Raw genomic sequence first — 24156 nt, forward strand, 5'->3', positions numbered from 1 at the left:
CCGCGAGCGTCTTGCATCCCGGCAAAAGGGACAAACTGTCGCCGTGGCCTAACCGGGCTGGAACCCTGGTCCACAGCTGCGTGTCGCCCCAGACCAGTGGGTTGGCGCCCGCGGAAAGCCGATCGGATCGCCCATGACGGGGGTGAGGCAAACACCGGCCTCCCCACAATCTTCCCCCGGCGGCGCAATTCTTCGCGTACCATCCCTCGCAGTATTGATTTGAACAGTTCCAATTTGCCGGACACATTGCGCCTCTGCGTTCAATCGGTGGATTGGGCCAATCAGGGGACTGCGATGGCAAACCTAACAATCAACGGAAAAACCTTCACACTCGACGTCGAGCCGGATACGCCGCTGCTCTGGGCGATCCGCGAGAATGCCGGCCTGACCGGCACCAAATATGGCTGCGGCATTGCACAATGCGGCGCCTGTACCGTGCACATCGACGGCATCGCTAGCCGCTCCTGCGGCGTCTCGGTCAGCGAAGCCGAGGGCAAGAAGATCACAACCATCGAGGGACTCGGCTCGCGCGATGCCTTGCACAAGGTGCAGGAGGCCTGGATCGCCCAGGATGTGCCGCAATGCGGCTATTGCCAGAGTGGCATGATCATGGCCGTGGCGGCGCTGCTGAGCGAGAAGCCGAAGCCGACCGACGCCGATATCGACGAGGCCATCACCAATATCTGCCGCTGCGGCACCTTCCAGCAGGTGCGCGAAGCGATCCACACGATCGCTAGCGCGTAAGGAGCCGCCCCATGAACAAGCATGTTTCTCCCAAGATGAACCGCCGTGCCTTCGTCATCGGCAGCGCCACGCTCGGCGCGGGCCTCGCGATTGGCCTCGATATCCCCTTCGGCGGACCGGCCGTGGTCCGCGCCGCCGACGGCTCGCCCGAGATCGGAGCCTGGGTCGTGGTCAGGCCCGACGACACCGTCGTGATTCGCATCGCCCGCTCCGAGATGGGTCAGGGCTCGCTGACGGGCCTCGCCCAGCTCGTCGCCGAGGAACTCGAATGCGACTGGACCAAGGTCACGACCGAATATCCGACACCGGGCCAGAGCGTCGCCCGCAAGCGCGTCTGGGGCGATTTCTCGACCGGCGGCAGCCGCGGCATCCGCTCCTCGCAGGACTATGTCCGAAAGGGCGGCGCCACCGCCCGCGTGATGCTGATCCAGGCCGCGGCCGACGCTTGGAAGGTACCGGTTTCCGAATGCACGGCCGCGAACAGCGTGATCACCCATACGCCGTCGGGCCGGACCACAACCTACGGCAAGGTCGCCGAGGCCGCCGCGAAGCTGACACCGCCCGCCGAAGTCAAGCTGAAGGATCCAAAGGACTGGAAACTGATCGGCAAGGGCGTGAAGCGGCTCGACACCGTCGACAAGACCAACGGCGCCATGATCTACGGCGTCGACGTCAAGCTGCCGGGCATGCTGAACGCTGCGATCAAGGACTGCCCGGTCTTCGGCGGCAAGCTGAAGAGCTTTGACGACACCAAGATCGCCGGCATGAAAGGCGTCAAGAAGGTCGTCAAGGTCGGCGATACCGCAGTCGCGGTCGTTGCGGACACATGGTGGCACGCCAAGACCGCGCTGGATGCGCTGCCGATCGTCTGGGACGAGGGCGACAACGCAAAGGTCTCCAGCGAGTCGATTGCGAAGTGGTTGGCCGAAGGCCTCAACAACGAACAGCCGGCCTATGTCGGCAACAAGAACGGCGACGCCAAGGCGGCGATCGCGAGTGCGGCCAAGAGGGTCGAGGCCGTCTACTCCTATCCCTACCAGAACCATGCCACGATGGAGCCGATGAACGCCACCGCGCTCTACACCGCGGACAAATGCGAGGTCTGGTGCGGCACGCAGAATGGCGAGGCCGCGTTCGCAGCGGTGCTGGAAGCCTCCGGCCTGCCGGCGGACAAATGCGATGTGCACAAGGTCATGCCCGGCGGCGGCTTCGGCCGTCGCGGCCAGACCGACTATGTCCGCCAGGCCGTGATCATCGCCAAAGAAATGCCCGGCACGCCGGTCAAGCTGATCTGGTCGCGCGAAGAGGACATGGCGCACGGCCGATATCACCCGATCACCCAGTGCAAGATGACCGGCGCGTTCGATGCCGACAACAATCTCGTCGCGCTGCACTACCGCCTGTCCGGGCAGTCGATCCTGTTCTCGCTGCGCCCCGAAGCGCTCCAGAACGGCATGGATCCGGCCGCCTTCCAGGGCGTCGCCCAATCCGGCGAAGCTGCGTTCGGCTATTCGGTGCCGAACCTGCTGGTCGAGCACGCGATGCGCAACCCGCACGTCCCGCCCGGCTTCTGGCGCGGCGTCAACGTCAATCACAACGCGATCTACATGGAGTGCTTCATGGACGAGCTGGCCCAGGCCGCAGGCCAGGACCCGCTCGAATTCCGCCGCAAGCTGATGGGCAATCACCCCAAGCACCTCGCGGTGCTCAATGCGGTCGCCGAGAAGATCGGTTGGACCACGCCGGCACCCAAGGGCGTCTATCGCGGCATTGCCCAGGTGATGGGCTATGGCAGCTATGTCGCCGGCGCCGCCGAAATCTCGGTGACCGACGGCAACAAGATCAAGGTGCATCGCATCGTCGCCTCCACCGATCCCGGCTACGTTGTCAATCCGGCCCAGGTGGAGCGGCAGATCGCGGGTTCCTTCGTTTACGGCCTTTCGGCGCTGTTCTACGGCGGCTGCACCGTCAAGGGCGGCAAGATCGAGCAAACCAACTTCGACACCTACAATTCGATGCGCATCAACGAGATGCCGAAGGTGGAATCGGTGATGGTGCCGAGCGGCGGGTTCTGGGGCGGCGTCGGCGAGCCGACCATCGGCGTCGCAGCGCCGGCGGTGCTCAACGCCTACTTCGCCGCGACCGGCAAGCGCATCCGCTCGGTGCCGCTGAAGGACCAGAATATCACCTTCGCCTGACAGACGCCGCGGCGGCCACGACAGGCCGCCGCGGCATCTTTGCCTGGAATGATCCCGATGACGAGGCGCCCGATGACACGGCGAAACGCCGTGCTCGGCATCACAGCGGCAGCCGCAACGCTGGCGAGACCGTCGATCCTGCGGGCGCAGTCCGCAGGACGCATCGTCGTGGTCGGCGGCGGATTCGGCGGCGCGGCTTGCGCCCGCGCGCTGAAGGGCGCGCAGAAAAATACGCAAGTAATCTTGATCGAGCCCAACGCGGTCTACACGTCATGCCCCTTCAGCAACGCGGTGATTGCGGGCCTTCGCGACATCGAGGCGCAGCAGTTCGGCTACGACAAGATTGCAGCCGATGGCGTCACGGTGATCGGTCAGGCCGTGACCACGATCGACCCGGAACGGCGCAGCGTCGTGACGAAGGATGGCGTCGCGCTGCCCTATGACCGCCTCGTGCTTTCGCCCGGCATCGATTTCCATTTCGAAGCCCTGCCAGGCTATGACGAGGCCGCATCGGAGAAAATGCCGCACGCCTGGAAAGCCGGTGCGCAAACGCTGTTGCTGCGCAGGCAGTTGGAGGCAATGGCTGATGGCGGCACGGTCGCGATCGCCATTCCGGCCAATCCCTCGCGCTGCCCGCCGGCGCCATACGAGCGCGCCAGCCTGATCGCGCATTATCTGAAGGCGAACAAGCCTCGGTCAAAGGTCCTGGTGCTCGACGCCAAGGACAGCTTTTCCCAGCAGCGGCTGTTCGAGAAGGCGTGGAAGGAGCTCTACGGCGACATGATCGAGCGGATCGGCTTGTCGCAAGGGGGCCGCGTCACCTCGGTCGATCCTTCGACCAAAACCATCGTCACCGAATTCGGCAACTACACACCCGATGTCGCAAACGTCATCCCGCCGCAGCGCGCGGGCCACGTTGCCGAATTGGCGGGCGCGGCGGATGCGACCGGCTGGTGTCCGATCGATCCTGTTACGTTCGAATCGAAGCTCGCCAGGAACGTCCATGTCATCGGCGACGCCTGCCTTGGCGGCGGCATCCCCAAATCGGCATCAGCCGCAAGCACGCAAGGCAAGGCCTGCGCTGCCGCGATCGAGGCTTTGCTCGCCGGCCGCACGCCGGAGCCGCCGCGGCTGACCGGCGTCTGCTACAACACCGTCGCCCCCGGCTACGGCTTCTCACTCGCGGGAAATTACCAGCCGAGGGGCGATATCTTCGCCGAGGTCGAGGGCGGCGCGACGAGCCCGGTCGATGCTCCGCGCGAGCTGCGGGCCCGCGAGGCGGCGGAGGCCGAACATTGGTTTCAAACCATCACGACGGACACTTTTGGCTAGGACGATGTTGGGACGAGCCTATGGCCACGAACAAGGTGCGCTCCCTCCCCCGCCTGCGTGGGAGGGCTGGGGAGAGGGTGTCTCCACTCGCGAGAATCCCCAAGAGGAAAAAGCCCTCACCCTCGCCTTCGGCTCGACCTCCCCCGCAAGCGGGAGAGGTAAGAGGAGTTCGCGGCGCCGCCGCGCAACCCATTCGACATCTGCGATTGCAGCATTCCTTGTCGCGAGCCTCGCCTTCGCGTTGCCCACGAAGGCGGACGAACTCACCCCCTACAAGAACGTCGGCGACGGCATTCCAGCCTCCCTCACCGGCTCGCCCGGCGATGCCGCGCGCGGCCGCGCGCTGGTGCTGGCGCGCAGCACGACTTGCATCCTCTGCCATTCCGGCCCCTTCCCGGAAACGCGATTTCAGGGCGATCTTGCACCCGACCTCACCGGCGCCGGGAACCGATGGACGGCGAGCCAGTTGCGGCTTCGACTGGTCGATGCCTCGCGCTTCAACGCGGAGACCATCATGCCGTCCTATTATCGCGCCGACGGCCTCGTGCGGGTGGGGCGCAATTTTGCCGGCAAGCCGATCTTGTCGGCCGCGGAGATCGAGGACATCGTGGCTTTTCTTGCAACACTTCGCGACTAGGACTGTTCATGCCAACCACGCGACGACAATTTTTGAGCCTCGCCGGAGGCGTGACTGCCGCCGGGACGATCCCGATCGTCACCCTGCGTCCGCTTCAGGCAACGCCAGCGATGCTCACCACCGCGATCCGCAATGTCGTCGGCGAAGCACCGATTCGCACCGGCAAGGTGAAGCTCGACATTCCGCCACTGGTCGAGAATGGCAATACCGTGCCGCTGACGGTAACCGTCGCAAGCCCGATGACGGCTGACGACCACGTCAAGAGCATCCACGTCTTCAACGAGAAGAACCCGCAGCCCAACATCGCCAATTTCCATCTCAACTCCGCCTCAGGCCGCGCCCAGGTCGCAACACGAATCCGGCTCGCCGATACCCAGAAGGTGGTGGCGATCGCCCGCCTCTCCGACGACACGTTCTGGCAGGTCGCCGTCGATGTCGTCGTGACGCTGGCCGCCTGCACCGAGGAGATGAACTGATGGCCGCGCTCATCAACGTTCCGGCCAAGGCCAGGCGCGGCGACGTCATCGAGATCCGCACGCTGACCTCGCACATCATGGAGACTGGCTTCCGCCACACTGCGGACGGCAAGCTGGTGCCACGCGACATCATCACGAGCTTCACCTGCCGCTACAACGGCACCGAGATCTTCCGCGCCGATCTGTTTCCGGCGATCGCGGCAAATCCGTATCTGTCGTTCTTCACGGTCGCGAAGGACAGCGGCACGTTCGAGTTCGAGTGGATCGGCGACAACGGTTATTCGTCGACCGGCTCGGCATCGATCACTGTCGAATGAGCGTTTGGCGCGCGATAGCAGCGGCGGCCTTGGTTTCCGCGGCCCCTGCCCTGCTCGCCGGCGAAATCCCGCCCGATGCGCGCCGATCCGGCTATTCCTTCATGGGTCCCGACACGCGCGCCATGCAGGACGATGACACCTCCAATCCCGGCATGCTGTTCGTGCTCGACGGCGAACAGCTATGGGGCAAGAAGACCGGCAGCGCGGACAAGGCCTGCGCGAATTGCCATGGTGATGCGCGCAGCAGCATGAAGGGCGTCGCGGCACGCCATCCCGCCTTCGACAAGACGCTTGACCGCCCTGTCACGCTCGACCAGCGCATCAATCTTTGCCGCGCCAATCATCAGCAGGCGGCGCCCCTGCCCTACGAGAGCCGCGACCTGCTGGCGCTCTCCGCGTACGTCGCCCATCAGTCGCGCGGCGCCGCGATCACCGCCGGCGACGATCCGCAGGCAAAACCCTTCGTGGACCAGGGCCGCGAGCTCTTCATGCAGCGCGAGGGCCAGCTCAACCTCGCCTGCACCAATTGCCACGATGACAATTTCGACAAGCGCCTCGCGGGCGCGCCGATCACGCAGGGACAGCCGACCGGCTATCCGCTCTATCGCCTGGAATGGCAGACGCTGGGATCGCTGGAGCGGCGGTTGCGCAGCTGCATGAGCGGCGTGCGCGCCCAAGCCTATGAGTATGGCTCGCCCGAGTTGGTCGCGCTCGAGCTCTATCTGATGTCGCGGGCGCGTGGCCTGCCGATGGAGACGCCCGCGGTGCGGCCCTGAGACGAAAGCGGCCGGCGATTGCCGACCGCTTTCAGACGTCCGCGCCGTCCCCTACTCCGCCGGCGCGGCCGACATCTCAGGATGCGCGGCATAGTGTTCGCCGGCGCCAAGCTTGCTGGCCGCGAACAGGCCGGCGGCCATCACGGCATAGGCCAGCGCGACGGCGGGCGTGACGCCAAATCCGCCGCCGATGCCGACGGCCTCGCCGTGCATGAAGCCGAAATAAGTGAGCACGGCACCGACCAGAGCAAAGGCCGAGGCCTTTTCGAAATCGCGCTCGATGATGAAGACGCCGATCGCACCCAGGATGAGGCCGCCAAGGATGGAGCCGCCGCCCATCACTTCGAGGCCGTGGTAGAACACGCCCTGCTGCGGCAGCGCGGCGATCGCGGCAGCCTTCACGGCGTCGGCCTTGTCGGCGGCCATACCGCCGACGGTGGCCGCCGCATTCATGGTCGAGCCGAGCATGGTGTCGATCTGCAACTTGGCCCAGGCGGCCAGATGCGGCGTCAGCGCCAGCACGATCGCAGGCGCGTGCTTCACCGGCGTGGTCTGGAACGCCTGGGCGCCGATCAGCATGCCGATATAGAGCAGGATCGGCGAGATTGCGACCACGGGCACGAGTGCCAGCAGCACCGAGATGATGCCGAACCAGGACAGTACGATCACCATGAGGCCGGTTGCGGCGGAGTAACCGATGCGGCCGCCCATCGCCTTCCAGCCGGGATGGCCGATATAGACTGCGTTGATGAAGGGATTGCCCATCAGGCAGCCGATCAGGCTGACGACGCCGTCGGCCGTGAGCACGCGCGTGGTCGGATATTCGTCGCCGGCCGCTTCAGCGCTCTCGACATTGTCCATGGCTTCGACGAGGTCGTAGATGCCAAACGGAATGGCGGTGACGAGGATGATGCCGAGGAATTCGAAGCCCGAGAAGACGTAGCCCACGGCAGGAATCGGCACCGAGAAGCCGAAATTGGCGAAGGCATCGCCGACGCCTTTCACGCTCAGGCCGCCGAGACCAAGCCCGAACAGGTTCGAGCCCCAGGCGATGATCATGCCGGCCGCGATCGCGACAAGGCCTGCGGGAATGCCGCGCCAGTATTTCACGCCGCCGAACCAGCTCACCAGGATGATGGCGAAGCAAACCAGACCGATCTGCGGCGTCATGTACATCTCCAGCGCCGGCCGCATCGAGATGAAGGTGACGGAGACGCCGGCAAGCGTGCCGAGCAGCGCCGCGCGCGGCGTGATCTTGCGGATGAACGGCGCAATGAAACCGCCGATCATGAGAATGAAGCTCTGGAAGAAGACCCAGACGAGGCCGGCCGACCAGCCCTTGAGCGGGTCACCGGTCTTGATCGTGATCGGCAGCATGATCACGAAGGTGACGATGAACATGTGCGGCACGCTGACGCCCGAGGGCAGCGCGCAGACATCAGTCCGGCCGGTTCTCTGCGCGAGTCGATAGGCGAGGTAGGCATAGTAGAAGGTCGAGAGGCACATCATCAGCCCGAGCGCGGGCAGGATGCGGCCGAATACCAGACTGTCAGGCATCTTCAGGACGAAGCGCAACAGGCCCGTGAGCACCAGCATGTTGACGAGGATGTTGGTGCCGAAGCCGAAGAACGCGTTCCAGTCCCCTGATGTCCATAGTACCGGCTTGAAGTCGGACTTGTTCACTTCAGATTTGTTCAGTTCAGACTTGCCGGCTGTCCCCGTCAATGTGCTCATGACAATACCCCTATATGGTCGAAATCTTCATTGCCTCCAGGACCGCAGCTGAGCTCGCGACCCAGCCGAAGATGCCGCCCTGGGCCTTGATCATCTTCAGGCCCATCTCATGAAACTCGGGGAAGTAGGACGCGCAGCCGTCCGACATGACGACGCAGCGGTAGCCGCGGTCATTGGCCTCGCGCACCGTGGTGTTGACGCACACCTCGGTCGTGACGCCGCATACCAGCAGGTTCTCGATGCCGTATTTCTCCAGCACGTCCGCAAGGTCGGTGGCGTAGAACGCCCCCTTGCCGGGCTTGTCGATCACGATCTCGCTGTCGAGCGGATAGAGCTCGGGGATGATGTCATGGCCGGCCTCGCCGCGGATGAGGATGCGGCCCATCGGGCCGGGATCGCCGATGCGAAGGCTCGGCGCGCCGCGCTCGACTTTGGCCGGCGGCGCGTCGGAGAGATCGGGCAGATGGCCCTCGCGCGTATGGATCACCAGCATGCCGGAGTCGCGCGCCGCCGTCAGCACCGCGCTGATCGGCTTCACCGCGCGCGCAAGCTGGCTGACGTCGTTGCCGAGCGTTTCGCCGAAGCCGCCGGGCTCCATGAAGTCGCGCTGCATGTCGATGATGAGAAGCGCGGTGCTCGGCCAGTCGAGCTTGATCGGCTCGGGCTCGGCGCTGATGACGCCCAGTGTCGGCTTGCTCGAGTTCAGCATGACGCTAGCCCCTCGCGAGAACTCTCCTTGCCGGAGTTCTGCAAGCGCCGTGCCATTGTGTACAATTGCAACTGAGCGTGCGCCGTGGAGAATTTCGTTGTGTACTCAGAAACTTACATCCGCAACCGATCGCTGCTTATTCCCTGTGCGACGGCTTTGCGACGTGCATTTGCTCAAAGGATGAGCGACTGCAGACGCTCTCTTCGTCGCCAGTCCGGGGCGACGCGAAGTGTCGAGCACGGAATCCATCGGGCCACAGCGCAAATGGCAATTTGGATTCCGGGCTCGCGCAACGCGCGCCCCGGAATGATGAGGACAGTGTGCGGCGACGTTTTGCCTAACGCCCCGCCCCATACAGCCGTCGATGCTCTTCTTCGTACGGAGCGTAGGAGTCCTTCAGCGTCGCCATGTTCAGCAGCATGGTCGCGACCACTGCGCCCGCCTTGTCGAACACGCGCGTTTTCACCCAGGCGCTCTCGGTGCGGCGGCTGCCGGAGAGCGCGACGACCTCGCGCTCGACCTCGTAGTCCTCATCGACGAAGAGCGGGCCCCTTATCAGGCGGATCTCCTGATCGGCGAACAGGCCGACGGCCGGGCCCCTGGACGGCAGCGGATCATCCTTCGAGCGGTACTGGAACAGCACGCTCAGCATCTCCATCGGGATGATGGCCCTGCCCCACGGATTGTCGGCGCCGGAATAGTAGGGTGAGTTCTCGGTGATGACGGCGAGCTTCTGCCGCAGCGAGAATGGATAGAGGTCCCCCATGTTCTGGTCGAGCGCCATACGCACCGTTTGCCGCTTGCCGGTCTGGGCCACCTTTACGTCCCGCAAGATGACGGGATCGGTGAGCGGCTTGAGCTCGCCGAGACGCACCTCGAGCGCGGTGGCTACCGGCGCGTCCCCGACGGAGGCCGACCCGCGCAGCACTTCCGTGCCGTCGCGCTTCACCATCTGGATCTGGCATTGGCTGGTGCCGGGCAAGGGCTTCGACAGGATCGCTTGGACCTCTTCGCCCTCGTAGCAAACGCTGCGGTAATGCGCGGACAGACAGCCGGTCTCGAACCAGGCGCGTCCCCACAAGCGCTCGCCGAGCGGGGCAAATTGGCTGAAGTGCGTCGGGCCCTCGATGGTGCCGCCCTTGAAGCCAAGCTTCTGCGCGGTAGCGTCGTCATGGATCGAGGCGTGCGCATCGTAAGTTTGGGCATTCAGCATCTGGCGCGGCTGCCGCCACGGCCCGACCAGGGCCTCCGGTGTCTCGGTGATCTCGGTGTCGAATGCATTTGCAGCCATGGTGTCCTCCACAGGCAGCCATGACTAGCAGGAGCGCCACAGATGCGGCTAGCCGTATTGACTTCGCTGGCCCATGCTTTTGACTGTCACAATTCGCGCCGCGCAGCCGCACTCCCTCCCGCAGCGCAAACTCCTGCCGAACAAGAGACGAGGACTCCCGACATGACGCTGATGCAGGTCGAGCTGGACGACAAATACCGGCTCGAATCGAAGCGGATCTTCCTGTCGGGCACGCAGGCCCTCGTCCGCTTGCCGATGTTGCAGCGCGAACGCGACCGGCTCAAGGGGCTCAACACCGGCGGCTTCATCTCGGGCTATCGCGGTTCCCCGCTCGGCATGTACGACCACGCGTTGTGGCGTGCGAAGTCGCATCTTCAGCAGCACGATATCGCGTTCGTCCCCGGCTTGAACGAGGATCTGGCGGCGACCGCGGTTTGGGGCAGCCAGCAAGTCGGCCTGTTTCCCGGTGCCAAGGTCGATGGCGTGTTCGGCATCTGGTATGGCAAGGGCCCGGGCGTCGACCGCTCGGTCGATGCGCTCAAGCATGCCAACGCGGCCGGCACCTCACTCAACGGCGGCGTGCTTGCGCTCGCCGGTGACGACCACGGCTGTCAGTCCTCGACGCTGGCACATCAGAGCGAGCAGGTGTTCGCGGCGGCGCTGATCCCCGTGATCAATCCCGCCACGCTGCAGGACTATCTCGATCTCGGCCTTTATGGCTTTGCGCTGTCGCGCTTCTCGGGCTGCTGGGTCGGCTTCAAGGCGATCAGCGAGACGGTCGAGAGCTCCGCCTCGATATACAGCGATCCCGAACGTATCCAGATCAAACTGCCCGACGATTTCGAGATGCCGCCCGGCGGCCTCAACATCCGCTGGCCCGATCCTCCGCTGGACGCGGAGAGGCGCCTGTTCGGGCCGAAGATGGCCGCCGTGCAGGCCTTTGCCCGCGCCAACCAGCTCGACCGCATCGTGCTCGATTCAAAGCCGGCGCGGCTCGGCATCGTCGCGACCGGCAAGGCCTATCTCGACCTCCGCCAGGCGCTCGCCGATCTCGGCATGACAGACAAGGACGCGCAGGATCTGGGCCTGCGCATCTACAAGGTCGCGCTGGCCTGGCCGCTGGAGGAAAGCGGCGCCAAGCGCTTCGCAGAAGGTCTGCAGGACGTGCTCGTGGTCGAGGAGAAGCGCGGCTTCATCGAAGACCAGCTGATGCGCATCCTCTACAACATCGATGCATCGAGGCGCCCGACCGTCACCGGCAAGCGCGACGAGCGCGGCGCGCCGCTGCTGCCGAGCGAGGGCGAGCTGACGCCGACCATCGTCGCCGGCGCACTGGTGGCGCGCCTGCGCAAGCTCGGCCATCACAGCCCCGTGCTGGAGCAGCGCCTCGCGCGGCTGGAGGCCTTCGACAATCCGGTCAGCACCGGCACCCAGATCAAGCTCGCGCGCACGCCGTTCTTCTGCTCGGGCTGTCCGCACAACACCTCGACGCGCGTCCCCGAGGGCAGCCGCGCCATGGCCGGCATCGGCTGCCACGGCATGGCGCTGAGCATGCCAACCCGCCGCACCGATCTGATCTCGCATATGGGCGCGGAAGGCGTGAACTGGATCGGCCAGTCACCCTTCACCACCGAGAAGCACATCTTCCAGAACCTCGGCGACGGCACCTACACCCATTCCGGGCTTCTCGCCCTTCGCGCTGCCTCGGCGGCCGGCATCAACATCACCTACAAGATCCTCTACAATGATGCCGTCGCGATGACCGGCGGCCAGCCGGCCGAAGGCGCCTTCAACGTCGCGCAGATCGCGCATCAGGTCTGGGCCGAGGGCGTCAAGCGTCTTGCGATCGTCTCGGACGATCCGAGCAAGTACCCGCAAGGAAACTACTTCCCGCAAGGCGCGACCATCCATCACCGTCGCGAGCTCGATGCGGTGCAGCGCGAGCTGCGCGACGTCAAGGGCCTCTCGGTCATCCTCTACGACCAGACATGCGCCGCGGAAAAGCGCCGCCGCCGCAAGCGCGGGCTCTATCCCGATCCCGCGAAGCGCGCTTTCATCAACGAGCTGGTCTGTGAAGGCTGCGGCGACTGCTCGCAGGCCTCCAACTGCGTCTCGGTGCAGCCGCTGGAGACCGAGTTCGGCCGCAAGCGCCAGATCGACCAGTCGAACTGCAACAAGGACTTTTCCTGCGTCGAGGGCTTCTGCCCGAGTTTCGTCACCGTGCATGGCGGCAAGCTCAAGCGGATGAAGACCTCGGCAGTCGATTCCGGCCAGCTGTTCGCCGATTTGCCTCTGCCGCCCGCACGCGAGCTTGACGCGCCCTACAACATCCTCGTCACCGGCATCGGCGGCACCGGCGTCATCACCATCGGCGCCCTGCTCGGCATGGCCGCGCATGTCGACGGCCGCGGCTGCTCGGCGCTGGACTTCACCGGCCTGTCGCAGAAGAACGGCGCGGTGATGAGCCATGTGCGCATCGCCCCGAAGCCGGAGGACATCTCGGCGGTCCGCATCACCACCGGCGGCGCCGACGTCATCCTCGGCTGCGACATGATCGTCTCGGCAGGTCCCTCCGCGCTCAGCCGCGCCGAGCGCGGCGTGACCAGGGCCTACATCAACGCCGATTTGCAGCCGACCGCGAGCTTCGTGCAGAACCCCGATCTCGATTTCGAGATGGGCACGATGCAGACCGTGCTGCGCGATGCCATCGGCGACAACAACCTCGACATCATCGACGCGACAGGTATTGCCTCCGCACTGATGGGCGACAGCATCGCGACGAATCCCTTCATGCTCGGCTTCGCATTCCAGAAGGGTGCGATCCCGCTGTCGCTGGAGGCTCTGCTGCGGGCTATCGAGATCAACGGTGCCGCGATCGAGATGAACAAGCTTGCCTTCAGCTGGGGCCGCCTGGCGGCCCACGACATGTCGCGGGTGCGCAGCGTGCTCCAGTTCAAGAGCCGTGCGTCCGCACCGACCAAGTCCCTCGACGACATTGTCGCGACCCGCGCCGAGTTTTTGACGGGCTATCAGGACAAGGCCTATGCCGACCGCTATCTCGCGGCCGTTGCCAAGGTGCGGAAGGCGGAGAGCGCGGTCTCACCGGCCTCTACCGAACTGACCGAAGCGGTCGCGAAAAATCTGTTCAAGCTGATGTCCTACAAGGACGAGTACGAGGTCGCCCGCCTCTATACCGATGGCAATTTCGCCAAGAAGGTGTCGGAGAAATTCGACGGCGACTTCACGCTGAAATACCACCTCGCGCCGCCGATCTTCGCGAAACGCGACAAGACCACCGGACATCTCCAGAAGCAGGAGTTCGGTGGCTGGATGCTCCACGCCTTCCGTATTCTCGCCAAGCTCAAGTTCCTTCGCGGCGGCGCCTTCGATCCGTTCGGCCGCACCGATGAGCGCCGGACCGAGCGCAAGCTGGTGGCGGATTACCTGGCGATGATCGACCAGCGGATGGCCGGGCTGAAGGCAGAGCAGATCCCGCTGCTGGCAAGGCTCGCAAGGGTGCCAGAGACCATCCGAGGCTTCGGGCATGTCAAGGAAGCCAACATCAGGCTCGCGGCGGCCGAAACGGCGCGGCTGGAAGCGGAGTTGGAGAACAGCCGCTTTGCCGCAGCGGCGGAGTAGCGATTAAGCCGTCGTCACGTTCTCAGGGTCATCGCCCGCGAAGGCGGGCGATCCGGTACGCCGAGAGGATTGTGTTTGGATCGATAGGCCGCCGCGTACCGGATGCCGCGCCTTCGCGGGGGATGACGGCGGAGAAGATGGCTACACCGTGGCCAACACGCCGGCAGCCGGCGCGACCACCCCGCCCTCCGCCAGATGCCGCCCCGCGATATACCCAAACGTCAGCGCGGGCCCGAGTGCGATGCCCGGCGCCGGATAATGGCCGTTCATGATCGAGCCCATATCGTTGCCGCAGGCGTAGAGACCGGCATCGGCGCGCCGTCTTCGCGCAGCACGCGAGCCTGCGCGTCCACTTTCACGCCGATCGCCGTGCCGAGATCGGCCGGGTAGATGCGCATGGCGAAGAACGGCGCGCAGAGGATCGGCGCAACGCAAGGGTTGGGCTTGTGCCCGATATCGCCGAGGTGCCGCTGATAGATCGTGCTACCGCGGCCGAATTCACCCTCGCGGCCCTCCTTCGCGCCTTCGTTGTAGCGCGCAAGGGTAGCCGTCAGCACCGAGGGCTCGGCGCGGATCTTCGTCGCCAACTGCGCGATAGCGAGCGCCTCGATCAACTCGCCGCTCGCGACATAGCGCCTATAATGTCGCGTGAACGGCTTGATGCGGCCGAGGCCGTACGCCCACAGGAACCGACTGTCGCACAGCAAATAGAACGGCCGGTCCGGCTTGCCATGGCTCTCGCGCAGCATCGCCAGCACGACTTCGTGGTGGGACGCTGCCTCGTTGACGAAACGCCGGCCTGCTGTGTTGATCGCGATCACGCCGGGCTTGGCGCAATCGGCGATGTGCGGGAACACGCCGCGGCTTCCGTCGGCGCGGCGGAACAGCGAAGCCGGCGTCCAATAGGCCGGGCTAATCGCGTCCGTGTCGAGCGCGGCACCTGCCGTCGCTGCCAGTCGAAGGCCGTCGCCTGTGCTGGATGGGTTGGCGGCCGAGACAAATCCAGCCGCCGCCGGGAAGAGGCGCTTGCGCAACACATTGTCGTGCGAGAAGCCGCCGGTCGCCAACACCACGCCGCGGCGCGCTGCGATCGGCCGGTCACGCGAGCCATGGCGGATGACCACGCCGCCGACGCGATCGCCTTGCATCGAGAGGTCTTCGACGTCGGCGTCGAAGAGAACTTCGACCTGCCGCGCCAGCAGCGACGCATAAAGCCGCGCGGCAAGTGCGTTGCCGAGATACAGCGACGTTCCCCGCGCGCTGCGCAGCCGCTGCAGCGCATATCGAGAGACGAGCCGTGCCGCGCGCAAGGTCGAACGCAGCGATTTTCCAACGCTGCGCAGATGCGCAACGTCGGGAGGATCGACCATCATCCCGTCGAACAGCGTGAACTCCGGCAGCGGGGGTCGCACTCGCGCAAACGCCTTGCCCAGGCGCCTGCCATCGAAACCGAGGACCTCCAGCACACGGCCGCCCGCCGTTGCGCCCAGCCGCTCCGGATAGCAATCCGGACAAGCCTTCACCGGCTGGAAGCGAACTTCCGTATTGGCTTCAAGCCAGGCGATCGCCTCGGGCCCGCGCGCCAGGAAGGCGGCGCGCAGGCCGGCATTGCCGGGCTCGGGCACCGTGCCCGACAGATATCGGACGGCGTCCGCGACGGTGTCGGAGAGCCCCGCCTCCTTCACCCTCGCGTTGGCGGGAATCCAGACCTTCCCGCCGGACCAGGCAGTGGTGCCGCCGACGAACGCGGTCTTCTCGATCACCAGCACGCGAAGGCCCTGCGCAGCGGCCACGGCCGCCGCCGTCATGCCGCCGGCACCGGCGCCGATGACAATGACGTCGTAGGTCTCGTCTGCCGGCATCATCCGGCGGGCTTCCGAAGGCAAGGCATGACACCGTCATACCGCGCCTCGCACCCTCGGCGCTAGCGGGCAGGCCTCCGCTCGATTGGATCGATGTCGATCGCCCGCAGGCGGCCGAGCCGCAGCACATCCATGGCGAGCCGCCGGCCGATGCGATCACGATCGAGCACGCGGATCAGATCGTCGACACCGTTGATGTCGACTCCGTCGAGCTTGATCACGACGTCGCCGGGCAACAGGCCCGCCTTCGCCGCCGGACCATCCGGCTCGATCTGCGCGAGCAGCGCGCCCATCTTGTTTTCAATACCAGCCAGCACCGCGTGCCGCCGTGGGACCGGCGCGGTCTGCCCTGCGACGCCGATATAGGCGCGGCGGACATAGCCGTGACGGATGATCTCCGACAGCACGAATTGCGCGGTGTTGCTGGCGACCGCAAAGCAGATGCCCTGCGCGCCGTTGATGATGGCGGTGTTGATGCCGATCACCTCGGCATTCGACGACAGCAGCGGACCGCCGGAATTGCCGGGGTTGAGCGCGGCATCGGTCTGGATCACATCCTCGATGGTGCGTCCGCTGACCGATCGGATCGAGCGGCCAAGTGCCGAAACCACGCCGGCGGTCACCGTGGATTCGAAGCCGAGCGGATTGCCGATCGCGATCACGAGCTGGCCGCGGCGCAAGGTCTTGGAATTGCCGAGCGCGGCATAAGGCAAATGGCGCGCGCCGTTGGCCCGCAGCAGCGCCAGATCCGTATCAGGGTCGACGCCGAGCACCTGCGCATCCCCGACATGGCCTTCGACGTCGCGCAGCCGGATCTCCTTCGAGGCGCCGACGACGTGGCTGTTGGTGAGGACGAGGCCATCGGGCGAGATCACGATACCCGAGCCGAGCCCGCCGCGCTCGCGTCTGTCAGGCACTTTCGGCCCGGTCTCGACCCGCACGACGGCGGGACCGACGCGGTCGGTCACATCGATCACGGCATTGGAATAGGCGTCCAGCAATGCCCGGTCGTCGGCCGGCGCAGGTGCTGTCGTTCGCGATGACGAGGCGTCATCGACGACATCTGAGGTGAAATCCAGCATGGCAAGAGTCCTTGAAGGCTCACACAGATGGTGGCCTTCTTACTGCCGCGCAAGATGCCTGCCCGGAACGCGGGGCTGGACTGCCCGGATGGCTAGGGCGCCCGCCTCAGCGCGCCGCCCCTCGCCTTGACCGGATCGAGCAGCGACCAGTCGCCGTCCGGCAGCACATGCCCCTTGGGGAACGGCGGGCGCGGCTCGATTCCCAGCGAGCGCAGCACGCGGTCGTCGCGGTAGTAGCATTGCAGCACGACGCGGGCGAGCGTGGCCGCAGCAGCACCGCCGCTCTTGCGAAACTCCTGCGCCACCGCTTCGCGTCTCGCGGCATCGAGCTCGGCGAGCGGCGCTCCTGCCAACCGGGCCAGATGATCCAGCGCCGCCGCCACCAATTTGGTGTCGCGCCCGAGCGTTGCCAGCATGTCGGCCTGGATCGCGGGATCGTCGGCGCCGGGCACCTTGTACGCGTCGCTGCTGGGAACGATCATCGCGGCGATGGTGCGGAGGTCATCGCGCTGGGTGCGCGTGAGATTGTCTGCGGACATGACGGCCTCAATCGAACAAATTGGCGAGGCGCTGCTTCATCTGGTCGGCGATGTAGAGCGCGAGGGCCTGGATGGTGGAGGTCGGGTTCACACCGCCCGAGGTGACGAAGATGCTGCCATCGACGATGAAGAGGTTCTTCACGTCGTGGCTGCGGCCCCATTCGTTGACCACGGAGCGTTCGGGGTCGGTGCCCATTCGCGCGGTGCCGAGCAGGTGCCAGCCACCCCACGGGATCGGCGAGTTGACGCAGATATCGGTCGCGCCCGCCGTCTCCAGAATTTCGCGGCCGCGCGCCAGCGCATAGTCCATCATCTTCTGGCTATTCTCGCTGATCGTGTAGCTGATCTTTGGCGCGGGTATGCCGTGGCTGTCCTTCAGCACGGGGTCGAGCGTGACCCGGTTGTGCTCCTCCGGCAGGTCCTCGCAGATCGCGGAGAAACCCAGCCGGTGGCCGTTCAGCTTGCGGAAGACGCGGTGATGATCTTCGCCCCAGGGCAGGATGCCCTTCTGCTCGCTGACGACGGCCTCGAACACCGGCCCTGCCCCGCGCACGAACTGCACGCCGAAGCCGCGCACGAAGCCGCGCGACGGGTCCGTGTCGTACCACTGCTTGCTCCACAGGCAGGTCGGCGGCGCGCGATTGGAGTCGGTGGGCTCCTTCACGTAGCCGTAGATCTGCGCATAGGGGTGGAACATCAGGTTCTTGCCGACGAGGCCGGACGAATTGGCAAGCCCGTTCGGAAAGCGCGACGACGCCGAGTTCAGCAGCAGCCTTGGCGTGCCGACACCATTGCAGGCGATGATGACGACGTGTGCGGGCTGAAACTGCTCGACCCCGTCCTTGTCGTAATAGACCACGCCAGAGGCCATGCCGTTCTCGTCGGTGCTGATCTCGCGCACGCGGCAATGAGTGCGCAGCTCGACGCCGGCGCGGATCGCCTGCGGCCAATAGGTAATGTCGGTGGAGGACTTTGCGCCCTGCGCGCAGGCCGGCGTGCAATGGCCGAGATTGATGCAGCGGGCGCGGCCCTCATAATCCATCGTCGCGACCGTCGTGTCCGACGGCCACCAGTGCCAGCCGAGCTTGTTCATCGCCTTGCCGATGATGGCACCGGACAATCCCATCGGCTGTTGCGGCATCGGCGGATGCGTCAACGGCGAGAGCGGATCGCCTGACAGGCCGGACGTGCCCATGATCCTGTCGTTCTCTTCGAAGAACGGGCTCAGCGCGTCGTAATCGACCGGCCAGTCGTCGGCGATGCCGTCGAGTGTCCTCACTTTGAAATCCGAGGGATGCAGCCGCGGCCAGTGCGCGGTGTACATGACCGTCGAACCGCCGACCGCGTTGTAGTTCACGACCTTGATCGGCGAATTGTCGTCGTTGATCGGGTAGTCCTCGGGACGGCCGCGCACGTTCGGGCTCGACGACCATTCGCCGTAGAACTTGGCCTCCCAGTCGCGGCCCGCGCTGGGATATTCCGCCGGGTTCATCCAGCCGCCCTGCTCCAGGCAGAGAATGTGCATCTTGGTCTCGGCCAGCGACCACGCCACCGCCGCGCCCGAAGCGCCGGCGCCGATGATCAGGACGTCCACGGGGTCTTTCATCGCAATCTTTTCCTCCCGCCCTCGCCGCTTCCCGGGCGATTCGGCCTGCACGGTCGGCAAGGCCTGCGAACGATAGGGTCAGAGCGGGCGCGGAGTAAAGCCGCGGGGCCGGAATGTCGCACTTCGCAGGGTGCAGACCATTGGTATCGCCACATCCGGATGCTAGGAACGAGGTGCACGAGCAATCGATAGCGAGATCGTATGCCCTTCCGAAATGTCTTTGCCGCCGCCCGCGCTTTTGCGCTCATTTTGTTTTTCGCCGTGTCCGGATTCCTGGCGTCGTCCGAGCCGGCGTCCGCGCTGACCGCCGCTGCGACAGTCCGGGACGGCAACTCCGTCCAGCTCGGCGACGTCACCTATCGGCTCGATGGCGTCGACGCGCCCGAGCTGGACCAGGTTTGCATCGACGATAACGCCGATCCCTGGACCTGCGGTATCGAGGCCCGCGACCAGCTCGCGAAGCTGATCAACAAGCGCTCCGTGCGATGCGACGATGTCGGGCCGGAGAAGAGTTTTGGCAAGCGGCACCGGGCGATCTGCACGGCCGAGGGCGACAAGGCGACCCTGAACGAGCAACTGGTCAAGCTCGGCTTTGCCATTGCCCGCGAGCCGATCAAGGCGAACGTCAAGCCGGCGGCGAGCGAAGCCAAGACGGCCTCGGCCGGAATCTGGAAGGGGTGCTTTGTTGCACCGCAAGACTTCCGCGCCGGCAAGAAGGACGGCGCCCTGCTCGGTGCCGCCTGCCGCGCGGACCGCGACAAGGAAATTCGCGCCGTGCTGTTCCCGGAGGAGCTGACGATGCCGCCGAGCTGCAGCATCAAGGGCAAGCTCGCGGTGCGCGCCCGCGTCACCGGCAATATCGGCATCTATCATCTGCGAGGCTGCCCGAGCTATCCGGCGACCACCAAGCCGGACCGCTGGTTCTGCTCGGAGGACGACGCCCAGGCTGCCGGCTTCCGCAAGGCATATAATTGCCGCCGGCCGAAGTGAACAAATCCTTCACGCAGCCGTGAGTGGTAGTCCGGGTCCGTATTGATCCGGAATTGAACTTGTTCGAGAGCTGCTGCATTTCTATGCATACGCAAGCGCTTGCGCGGGCGTTTCCTTGGCAGCAATCCGGCTCCGGCCCGGTTGCCTTGCTTGGGCGTTTCCTCCCTAGACTTGGGCCGCTTGTCATCACAAGCGGCTCTTCTTTTTTGTACGGGTGCTGTCACTGCATCCGTATGATGTGGTCCATCGGCGGCATGTTCGCGTTCAGATGCGCCATGATCCAGACCGTGCCACCCACCACCAGGAAAACCACCAACAGTCCGAAGGCCAGTGCCAGCACGTTGTTGGTGTTGTCGGGACCGGTCGTGATGTGCAGAAAGAACACCAGATGCACGCCCATCTGCGCAATCGCCAGCACGATCAGCGCGACGGGAATCGAGGGCTGCCAGACCAGATCTGTGCCAGCGATGAAGAACGACGTCGCCGTCAGCAGCAGCGCCAGCGCAAGCCCGACGACGTAGCCGAGAATCCGGGTGCCGACGCTGTGTTGCTCCTCCTCGCCCGGCGCGAGGTCATGGTCGGTCCGCGCGTGGCTCTGATCGCTCATGCGGCGCTCCCAAGCAAATAGACGACGGAGAACACCCCGACCCAGACGATGTCGAGCGCGTGCCAGAACAGCGCGAAGCACATCATCCGGCGCAGGACGTCGGCGCGAAAGCCCTTGGCGAACACCTGCGCCATCATGGTGAGCAGCCACAGCACGCCGGCCGAAACATGCAGGCCGTGGCAGCCGACCAGCGAGAAGAACGCGGTCAGGAACGCGCTGCGCGAGGGACCATAGCCCCGCGCCACGAGGTCGGCGAATTCGCGGAGCTCGATGACGAGGAAGATCAGGCCGAGCACGCATGTCACGGTCATGCCAAGGTAGAACCAGAACCGGTTGCGGACGTCCGCCGCGATGCTGGCCATGCCGCAGGTGAAGCTCGACAACAGCAGGCAGACCGTCTCGATCGCGACATTCCGCTGCTCGAATATCTCCGAGCCCTTCGGTCCGTCGGCGGTCTGGCCAGACAGCACCGCATAGGCCGCAAAGAAGCAGGAGAACATCACGATGTCGGAGAGCAGGAAGATCCAGAAGCCGTAGGCGGTCACGATCCGCTTCGGCGCGGGTCCGGGATGCTCGGTGACGACGCCGATGTGATGAGGATCGGCCTGCGCGTGGCCGGCGGTCGCGGTCATCGCCATCAGACTGTCCCCGCCATGCTGACGAGGTTGCCGCGCTCCTCGAGATTGACACGGTCGATCGCCGCGACCTCCTCCGCCGGAATGACGTATTCGTCATGGTCGCGCCAGGCGAACACGACAAAGGTCGCCCACGCGCCGAGGCCACCCAGGATCACCATCCACCAGATGTGCCAGATCAACGCAAAGCCCATGATGGTGGCGAAGAACGCGCAGACGAATCCGGTCGGGGAATTCCGGGGCATCTCGATGTCCTGATACTCCGGCCTGTCGCGCTCGAGCGATTGTTGCTGGGCGCGGGCCTTCATGTCCCAATACGCGTCCTCGCCGCGCACATCGGGATTGAAGGCAAAGTTGAACACCGGCGGCGGCGACGAGGTTGCCCATTCCAGCGAGCGACCGTCCCAGGGATCGCCGGTGCGGTCGCGCAGCGCCTCGCGGTTGCGGATGCTGACCACGATCTGGACGATCTGGCAGATCACCCCGATCGTCAGCACGGCCATGCCGATGGCTGCAACGATCATCCATGGCCGCCACGCCGCGACGTCATAATGCTGCATGCGCCGGGTCATGCCGAGCATGCCGGCGATGTAAAGCGGGACGAAGGTGATGAAGAAGCCGAGGAAGGTGAACCAGAACGCCAGCTTGCCCCAGCGCTCGTCGAGGCGGAATCCGAACGCCTTGGGAAACCAGTATTCGAAGCCGGCGAAGGCGCCGAACAGCACGCCGCCGATGATGACGTTGTGGAAATGCGCCACAAGGAACATGCTGTTGTGGAGCATGAAGTCGGCCGGCGGCACCGCGAGCAGGACCCCGGTCAATCCACCAACGATGAAGGTGATCATGAAGCCGACCGACCACAGCATCGGCGTCGCGAAGCGGATGCGGCCGCCATACATCGTGAACAGCCAGTTGTAGATCTTCACGCCCGTCGGCACCGCGATGATCATGCTGGCGATGCCGAAGATGGCGTTGACGTCGGGCCCCGCCCCCATCGTGAAGAAATGATGCAGCCAAACCATGAAGGAGATGACGCAGATCGCCATGGTCGCGAGCACCATGGAGCGGTAGCCGAACAGCGCCTTGCCGGAAAAGGTCGACACCACCTCGGAGAAAATGCCGAAGGCCGGCAGCACCAGGATGTAAACCTCGGGATGCCCCCAGGCCCAGATCAAGTTCATGAACATCATGACGTTGCCGCCGGCCTCGTTGGTGAAGAAATGGAACCCGAGGTAACGATCGAGCAGCAGCATCGCGAGCGTGGCGGTGAGGATCGGGAAGGCCGCGACGATGAGCAGGTTGGACGCCAGCGTGGTCCAGCAGAACATCGGCATGCGCAGATAGTTCATGCCCTTGGTGCGCAGCTTGAGGACCGTGGTGACGAGATTGATGCCGGCCACCAGCGTGCCGACGCCGGAGATCTGCAGCGACCAGGCATAGTAATCGACGCCGACGCCCGGTGAATAGGACAGCTCCGACAGCGGTGGAAAGGCAAGCCAGCCGGTGCGGGCGAACTCGCCGACCACGAGCGAGAGATTAACCAGCAGCGCGCCGGTCGCGGTCAGCCAGAACCCCACCGAATTGAGCGTCGGGAACGCGACATCGCGCACACCCAGCTGCAGCGGCACGATCAGGTTCATCAAACCGATTACGAACGGCATCGCCACGAAGAAGATCATGATGGTGCCGTGCGCCGAGAAGATCTGGTTGTAATGCTCGGGCGGCAGATAGCCCTGCGACTGGTAGGCAACCGCCTGCTGGATCCGCATCATGATGGCGTCGCTGCCGCCGCGCAGCAGCATCACCGAAGCCAGCAGGATATACATGACGCCGATCCGCTTGTGATCGACGCTGGTGATCCATTCGCGCCAGAGATAGGGCAGATGCCCCTTCACCACGACCCAGCTCAGCACGCCCAGGATCGCGACCAGCACGATCGCGCCCGCGATGAGCGGTATAGGCTGATCGAACGGAATGGCCGACCAATCGAGCTTACCGAGCATCGTGCCCTCCCCTGTGCGGACGTCCGGCATCAGAGATCAGCTCCGGCCCCGGCCCCGGCCCCGGCGGAATGTGCTGGTTCGCGATCAAGTCGAACAGCCTGGGGTCTTCGAGACGGTAGGTCGGCTTGCCCTTCTCGATGCCCTGCTGCATCAGCCTCCTGTAGCTGTCCTCGTTCAGCACGGTGTCGGACTTCGCAGTCGCCGCCACCCAATCCGGAAAGGCGAGCGGCGAGACGACGTTTACGTCGAACATCATGTCGGGAAAGCCGTCCCCGGAGAAATGAGCCGACAATCCCTTGAGCTGGCCTTCATTGTCGGCGCGCAGGTTCAGCTTCGTCACCATGCCGTTCATGGTGTAGATCATGCTGCCGAGCTGCGGAATGAAGAACGTATTCATCACGCTCGACGACGTCAGCTGAAAATTCAGTTCGGCCCCGGCCGGCACGGTCAGCGTGTTGATGGTAGCGATGCGCTGGTCGGGATAGATGAACAGCCATTTCCAGTCGAGCGAGACCGCCTGGATTCGCACCGGGCTTCCGGTCCCCGGCACTGGTGCTGCGGGATCGAGCCGATGCGAGCCGATCCAGGCGACGCCGCCGAGCAAGATGACGGTGAGCGCGGGGATTGCCCACACCACCATCTCGACGCGACCGGAATAGACGAAATCAGGCTGGTAGCGCGCTCTGGGATTCGAGGCCCGAAACCAGAACGCAAAGCCGAGAATCGCGAAAATGGTCGGCACCACGATCACGAGCATGATGAAGACGGAATCGACCAGAATGGTGCTGTTGGCCGCAGCCACGGGCCCTTGTGGGTCGAGCAGATTCATCGGCAAGCCACTGGCGGTTCGGAAAGCCCCGGGAAGAGCGTAGCGCGGGTAAGGCTCCGCAACAAACGCTGCCACCTCGGAACGGTTCCTGAGCCGCCAGGGCAGCTATGCGCGCATGGCCAGCCGCAACATGCAATTCCGTGCGATGTC

Annotated in this window: 19 protein-coding genes and 1 pseudogene; 9 read left to right on the plus strand and 11 right to left on the minus strand. The window is 65.0% G+C overall.

What is annotated here, in order from left to right; translation table 11 throughout:
• Positions 1-294 precede the first annotated feature (294 nt).
• From JQ580_RS20105 to soxA, 7 genes are all read left to right on the plus strand, one after another.
• Complete coding sequence (locus JQ580_RS20105) at positions 295-744, plus strand: (2Fe-2S)-binding protein (protein WP_212281955.1); 450 nt, start codon at positions 295-297, stop codon at positions 742-744.
• Between the two features lie 11 nt (positions 745-755).
• Entirely contained in the window at positions 756-2942 is a 2187-nt protein-coding gene (locus tag JQ580_RS20110) for a xanthine dehydrogenase family protein molybdopterin-binding subunit (RefSeq protein WP_212281956.1), read from the plus strand.
• A 48-nt stretch (positions 2943-2990) separates the two neighbouring features.
• Entirely contained in the window at positions 2991-4274 is a 1284-nt protein-coding gene (locus JQ580_RS20115) for an NAD(P)/FAD-dependent oxidoreductase (protein WP_212281957.1), read from the plus strand.
• 241 nt (positions 4275-4515) lie between these two features.
• Positions 4516-4911, plus strand: a complete 396-nt coding sequence (soxX, locus tag JQ580_RS20120) for a sulfur oxidation c-type cytochrome SoxX (protein WP_249134287.1) — start codon at positions 4516-4518, stop codon at positions 4909-4911.
• Between the two features lie 8 nt (positions 4912-4919).
• A complete protein-coding gene (locus JQ580_RS20125; protein ID WP_212281958.1) occupies positions 4920-5387 on the plus strand; it encodes a SoxY-related AACIE arm protein in 468 nt (155 codons plus the stop codon).
• Positions 5387-5704 carry a thiosulfate oxidation carrier complex protein SoxZ gene (soxZ, locus tag JQ580_RS20130; RefSeq protein ID WP_212281959.1) on the plus strand — a complete coding sequence of 106 codons (318 nt, stop codon included), beginning with the start codon at positions 5387-5389 and terminating at the stop codon, positions 5702-5704. Before JQ580_RS20125 ends, soxZ begins: the two co-directional genes overlap by 1 nt.
• Positions 5701-6480 (plus strand): sulfur oxidation c-type cytochrome SoxA, encoded by a 780-nt coding sequence (gene soxA, locus JQ580_RS20135; RefSeq protein ID WP_212281960.1) that lies wholly within the window; start codon positions 5701-5703, stop codon positions 6478-6480. Before soxZ ends, soxA begins: the two co-directional genes overlap by 4 nt.
• 51 nt (positions 6481-6531) lie before the next feature.
• On the opposite strand, the gene JQ580_RS20140 is transcribed toward soxA, so the two are convergent.
• The 3 genes from JQ580_RS20140 to JQ580_RS20150 all read right to left on the minus strand — a co-directional run bounded on the left by JQ580_RS20140 (position 6532) and on the right by JQ580_RS20150 (position 10214).
• Entirely contained in the window at positions 6532-8214 is a 1683-nt protein-coding gene (locus JQ580_RS20140) for a regulator (RefSeq protein ID WP_212281961.1), read from the minus strand.
• A 10-nt stretch (positions 8215-8224) separates the two neighbouring features.
• Positions 8225-8923: a cysteine hydrolase family protein gene (locus JQ580_RS20145; protein WP_212281962.1), complete on the minus strand. Its 699-nt coding sequence runs from the start codon at positions 8921-8923 to the stop codon at positions 8225-8227.
• 337 nt (positions 8924-9260) lie between these two features.
• On the minus strand, positions 9261-10214 hold the full coding sequence (locus JQ580_RS20150) for a hypothetical protein (RefSeq protein WP_212281963.1): 954 nt from the start codon (positions 10212-10214) through the stop codon (positions 9261-9263).
• A gap of 162 nt (positions 10215-10376) precedes the next feature.
• Between JQ580_RS20150 and JQ580_RS20155 the strand changes: the two genes are divergently transcribed.
• Positions 10377-13853: an indolepyruvate ferredoxin oxidoreductase family protein gene (locus JQ580_RS20155; RefSeq protein WP_212281964.1), complete on the plus strand. Its 3477-nt coding sequence runs from the start codon at positions 10377-10379 to the stop codon at positions 13851-13853.
• Between the two features lie 141 nt (positions 13854-13994).
• Here the strand turns inward: JQ580_RS20155 and JQ580_RS20160 are convergent.
• The 4 genes and pseudogenes from JQ580_RS20160 to JQ580_RS20175 all read right to left on the minus strand — a co-directional run bounded on the left by JQ580_RS20160 (position 13995) and on the right by JQ580_RS20175 (position 18942).
• Positions 13995-15718, minus strand: a pseudogene (locus tag JQ580_RS20160) (FAD-dependent oxidoreductase).
• A 59-nt stretch (positions 15719-15777) separates the two neighbouring features.
• Positions 15778-16797, minus strand: coding sequence for a S1C family serine protease (locus JQ580_RS20165; protein ID WP_212281965.1), 1020 nt, complete (start codon positions 16795-16797; stop codon positions 15778-15780).
• A 92-nt stretch (positions 16798-16889) separates the two neighbouring features.
• On the minus strand, positions 16890-17336 hold the full coding sequence (locus JQ580_RS20170; protein ID WP_212281966.1) for a hypothetical protein: 447 nt from the start codon (positions 17334-17336) through the stop codon (positions 16890-16892).
• 7 nt (positions 17337-17343) lie between these two features.
• Positions 17344-18942, minus strand: coding sequence for a GMC family oxidoreductase (locus JQ580_RS20175; RefSeq protein ID WP_212281967.1), 1599 nt, complete (start codon positions 18940-18942; stop codon positions 17344-17346).
• A 201-nt stretch (positions 18943-19143) separates the two neighbouring features.
• Between JQ580_RS20175 and JQ580_RS20180 the strand changes: the two genes are divergently transcribed.
• The gene (locus tag JQ580_RS20180) at positions 19144-19932 is read left to right on the plus strand and encodes a thermonuclease family protein (RefSeq protein WP_212281968.1); all 789 of its coding nucleotides are present in this window, start codon (positions 19144-19146) and stop codon (positions 19930-19932) included.
• A gap of 220 nt (positions 19933-20152) precedes the next feature.
• Here the strand turns inward: JQ580_RS20180 and cyoD are convergent, their stop codons facing one another.
• From cyoD to JQ580_RS20200, 4 genes are read right to left on the minus strand one after another with little or no spacing between them, the layout of a single operon-like run.
• Complete coding sequence (gene cyoD / locus JQ580_RS20185) at positions 20153-20539, minus strand: cytochrome o ubiquinol oxidase subunit IV (protein ID WP_212281969.1); 387 nt, start codon at positions 20537-20539, stop codon at positions 20153-20155.
• Positions 20536-21177 carry a cytochrome (ubi)quinol oxidase subunit III gene (locus JQ580_RS20190; RefSeq protein WP_212281970.1) on the minus strand — a complete coding sequence of 214 codons (642 nt, stop codon included), beginning with the start codon at positions 21175-21177 and terminating at the stop codon, positions 20536-20538. The genes cyoD and JQ580_RS20190 overlap by 4 nt, the downstream gene beginning before the upstream one ends.
• Positions 21177-23177 (minus strand): cytochrome o ubiquinol oxidase subunit I, encoded by a 2001-nt coding sequence (gene cyoB / locus JQ580_RS20195; RefSeq protein WP_212281971.1) that lies wholly within the window; start codon positions 23175-23177, stop codon positions 21177-21179. Before cyoB ends, JQ580_RS20190 begins: the two co-directional genes overlap by 1 nt.
• Positions 23167-24006 carry a cytochrome ubiquinol oxidase subunit II family protein gene (locus tag JQ580_RS20200; RefSeq protein WP_212281972.1) on the minus strand — a complete coding sequence of 280 codons (840 nt, stop codon included), beginning with the start codon at positions 24004-24006 and terminating at the stop codon, positions 23167-23169. The genes cyoB and JQ580_RS20200 overlap by 11 nt, the downstream gene beginning before the upstream one ends.
• Between the last annotated feature and the right edge of the window lie 150 nt (positions 24007-24156).

This window comes from Bradyrhizobium sp. SZCCT0148 (assembly GCF_018129985.1).
Classification (GTDB): domain Bacteria; phylum Pseudomonadota; class Alphaproteobacteria; order Rhizobiales; family Xanthobacteraceae; genus Bradyrhizobium; species Bradyrhizobium japonicum_H.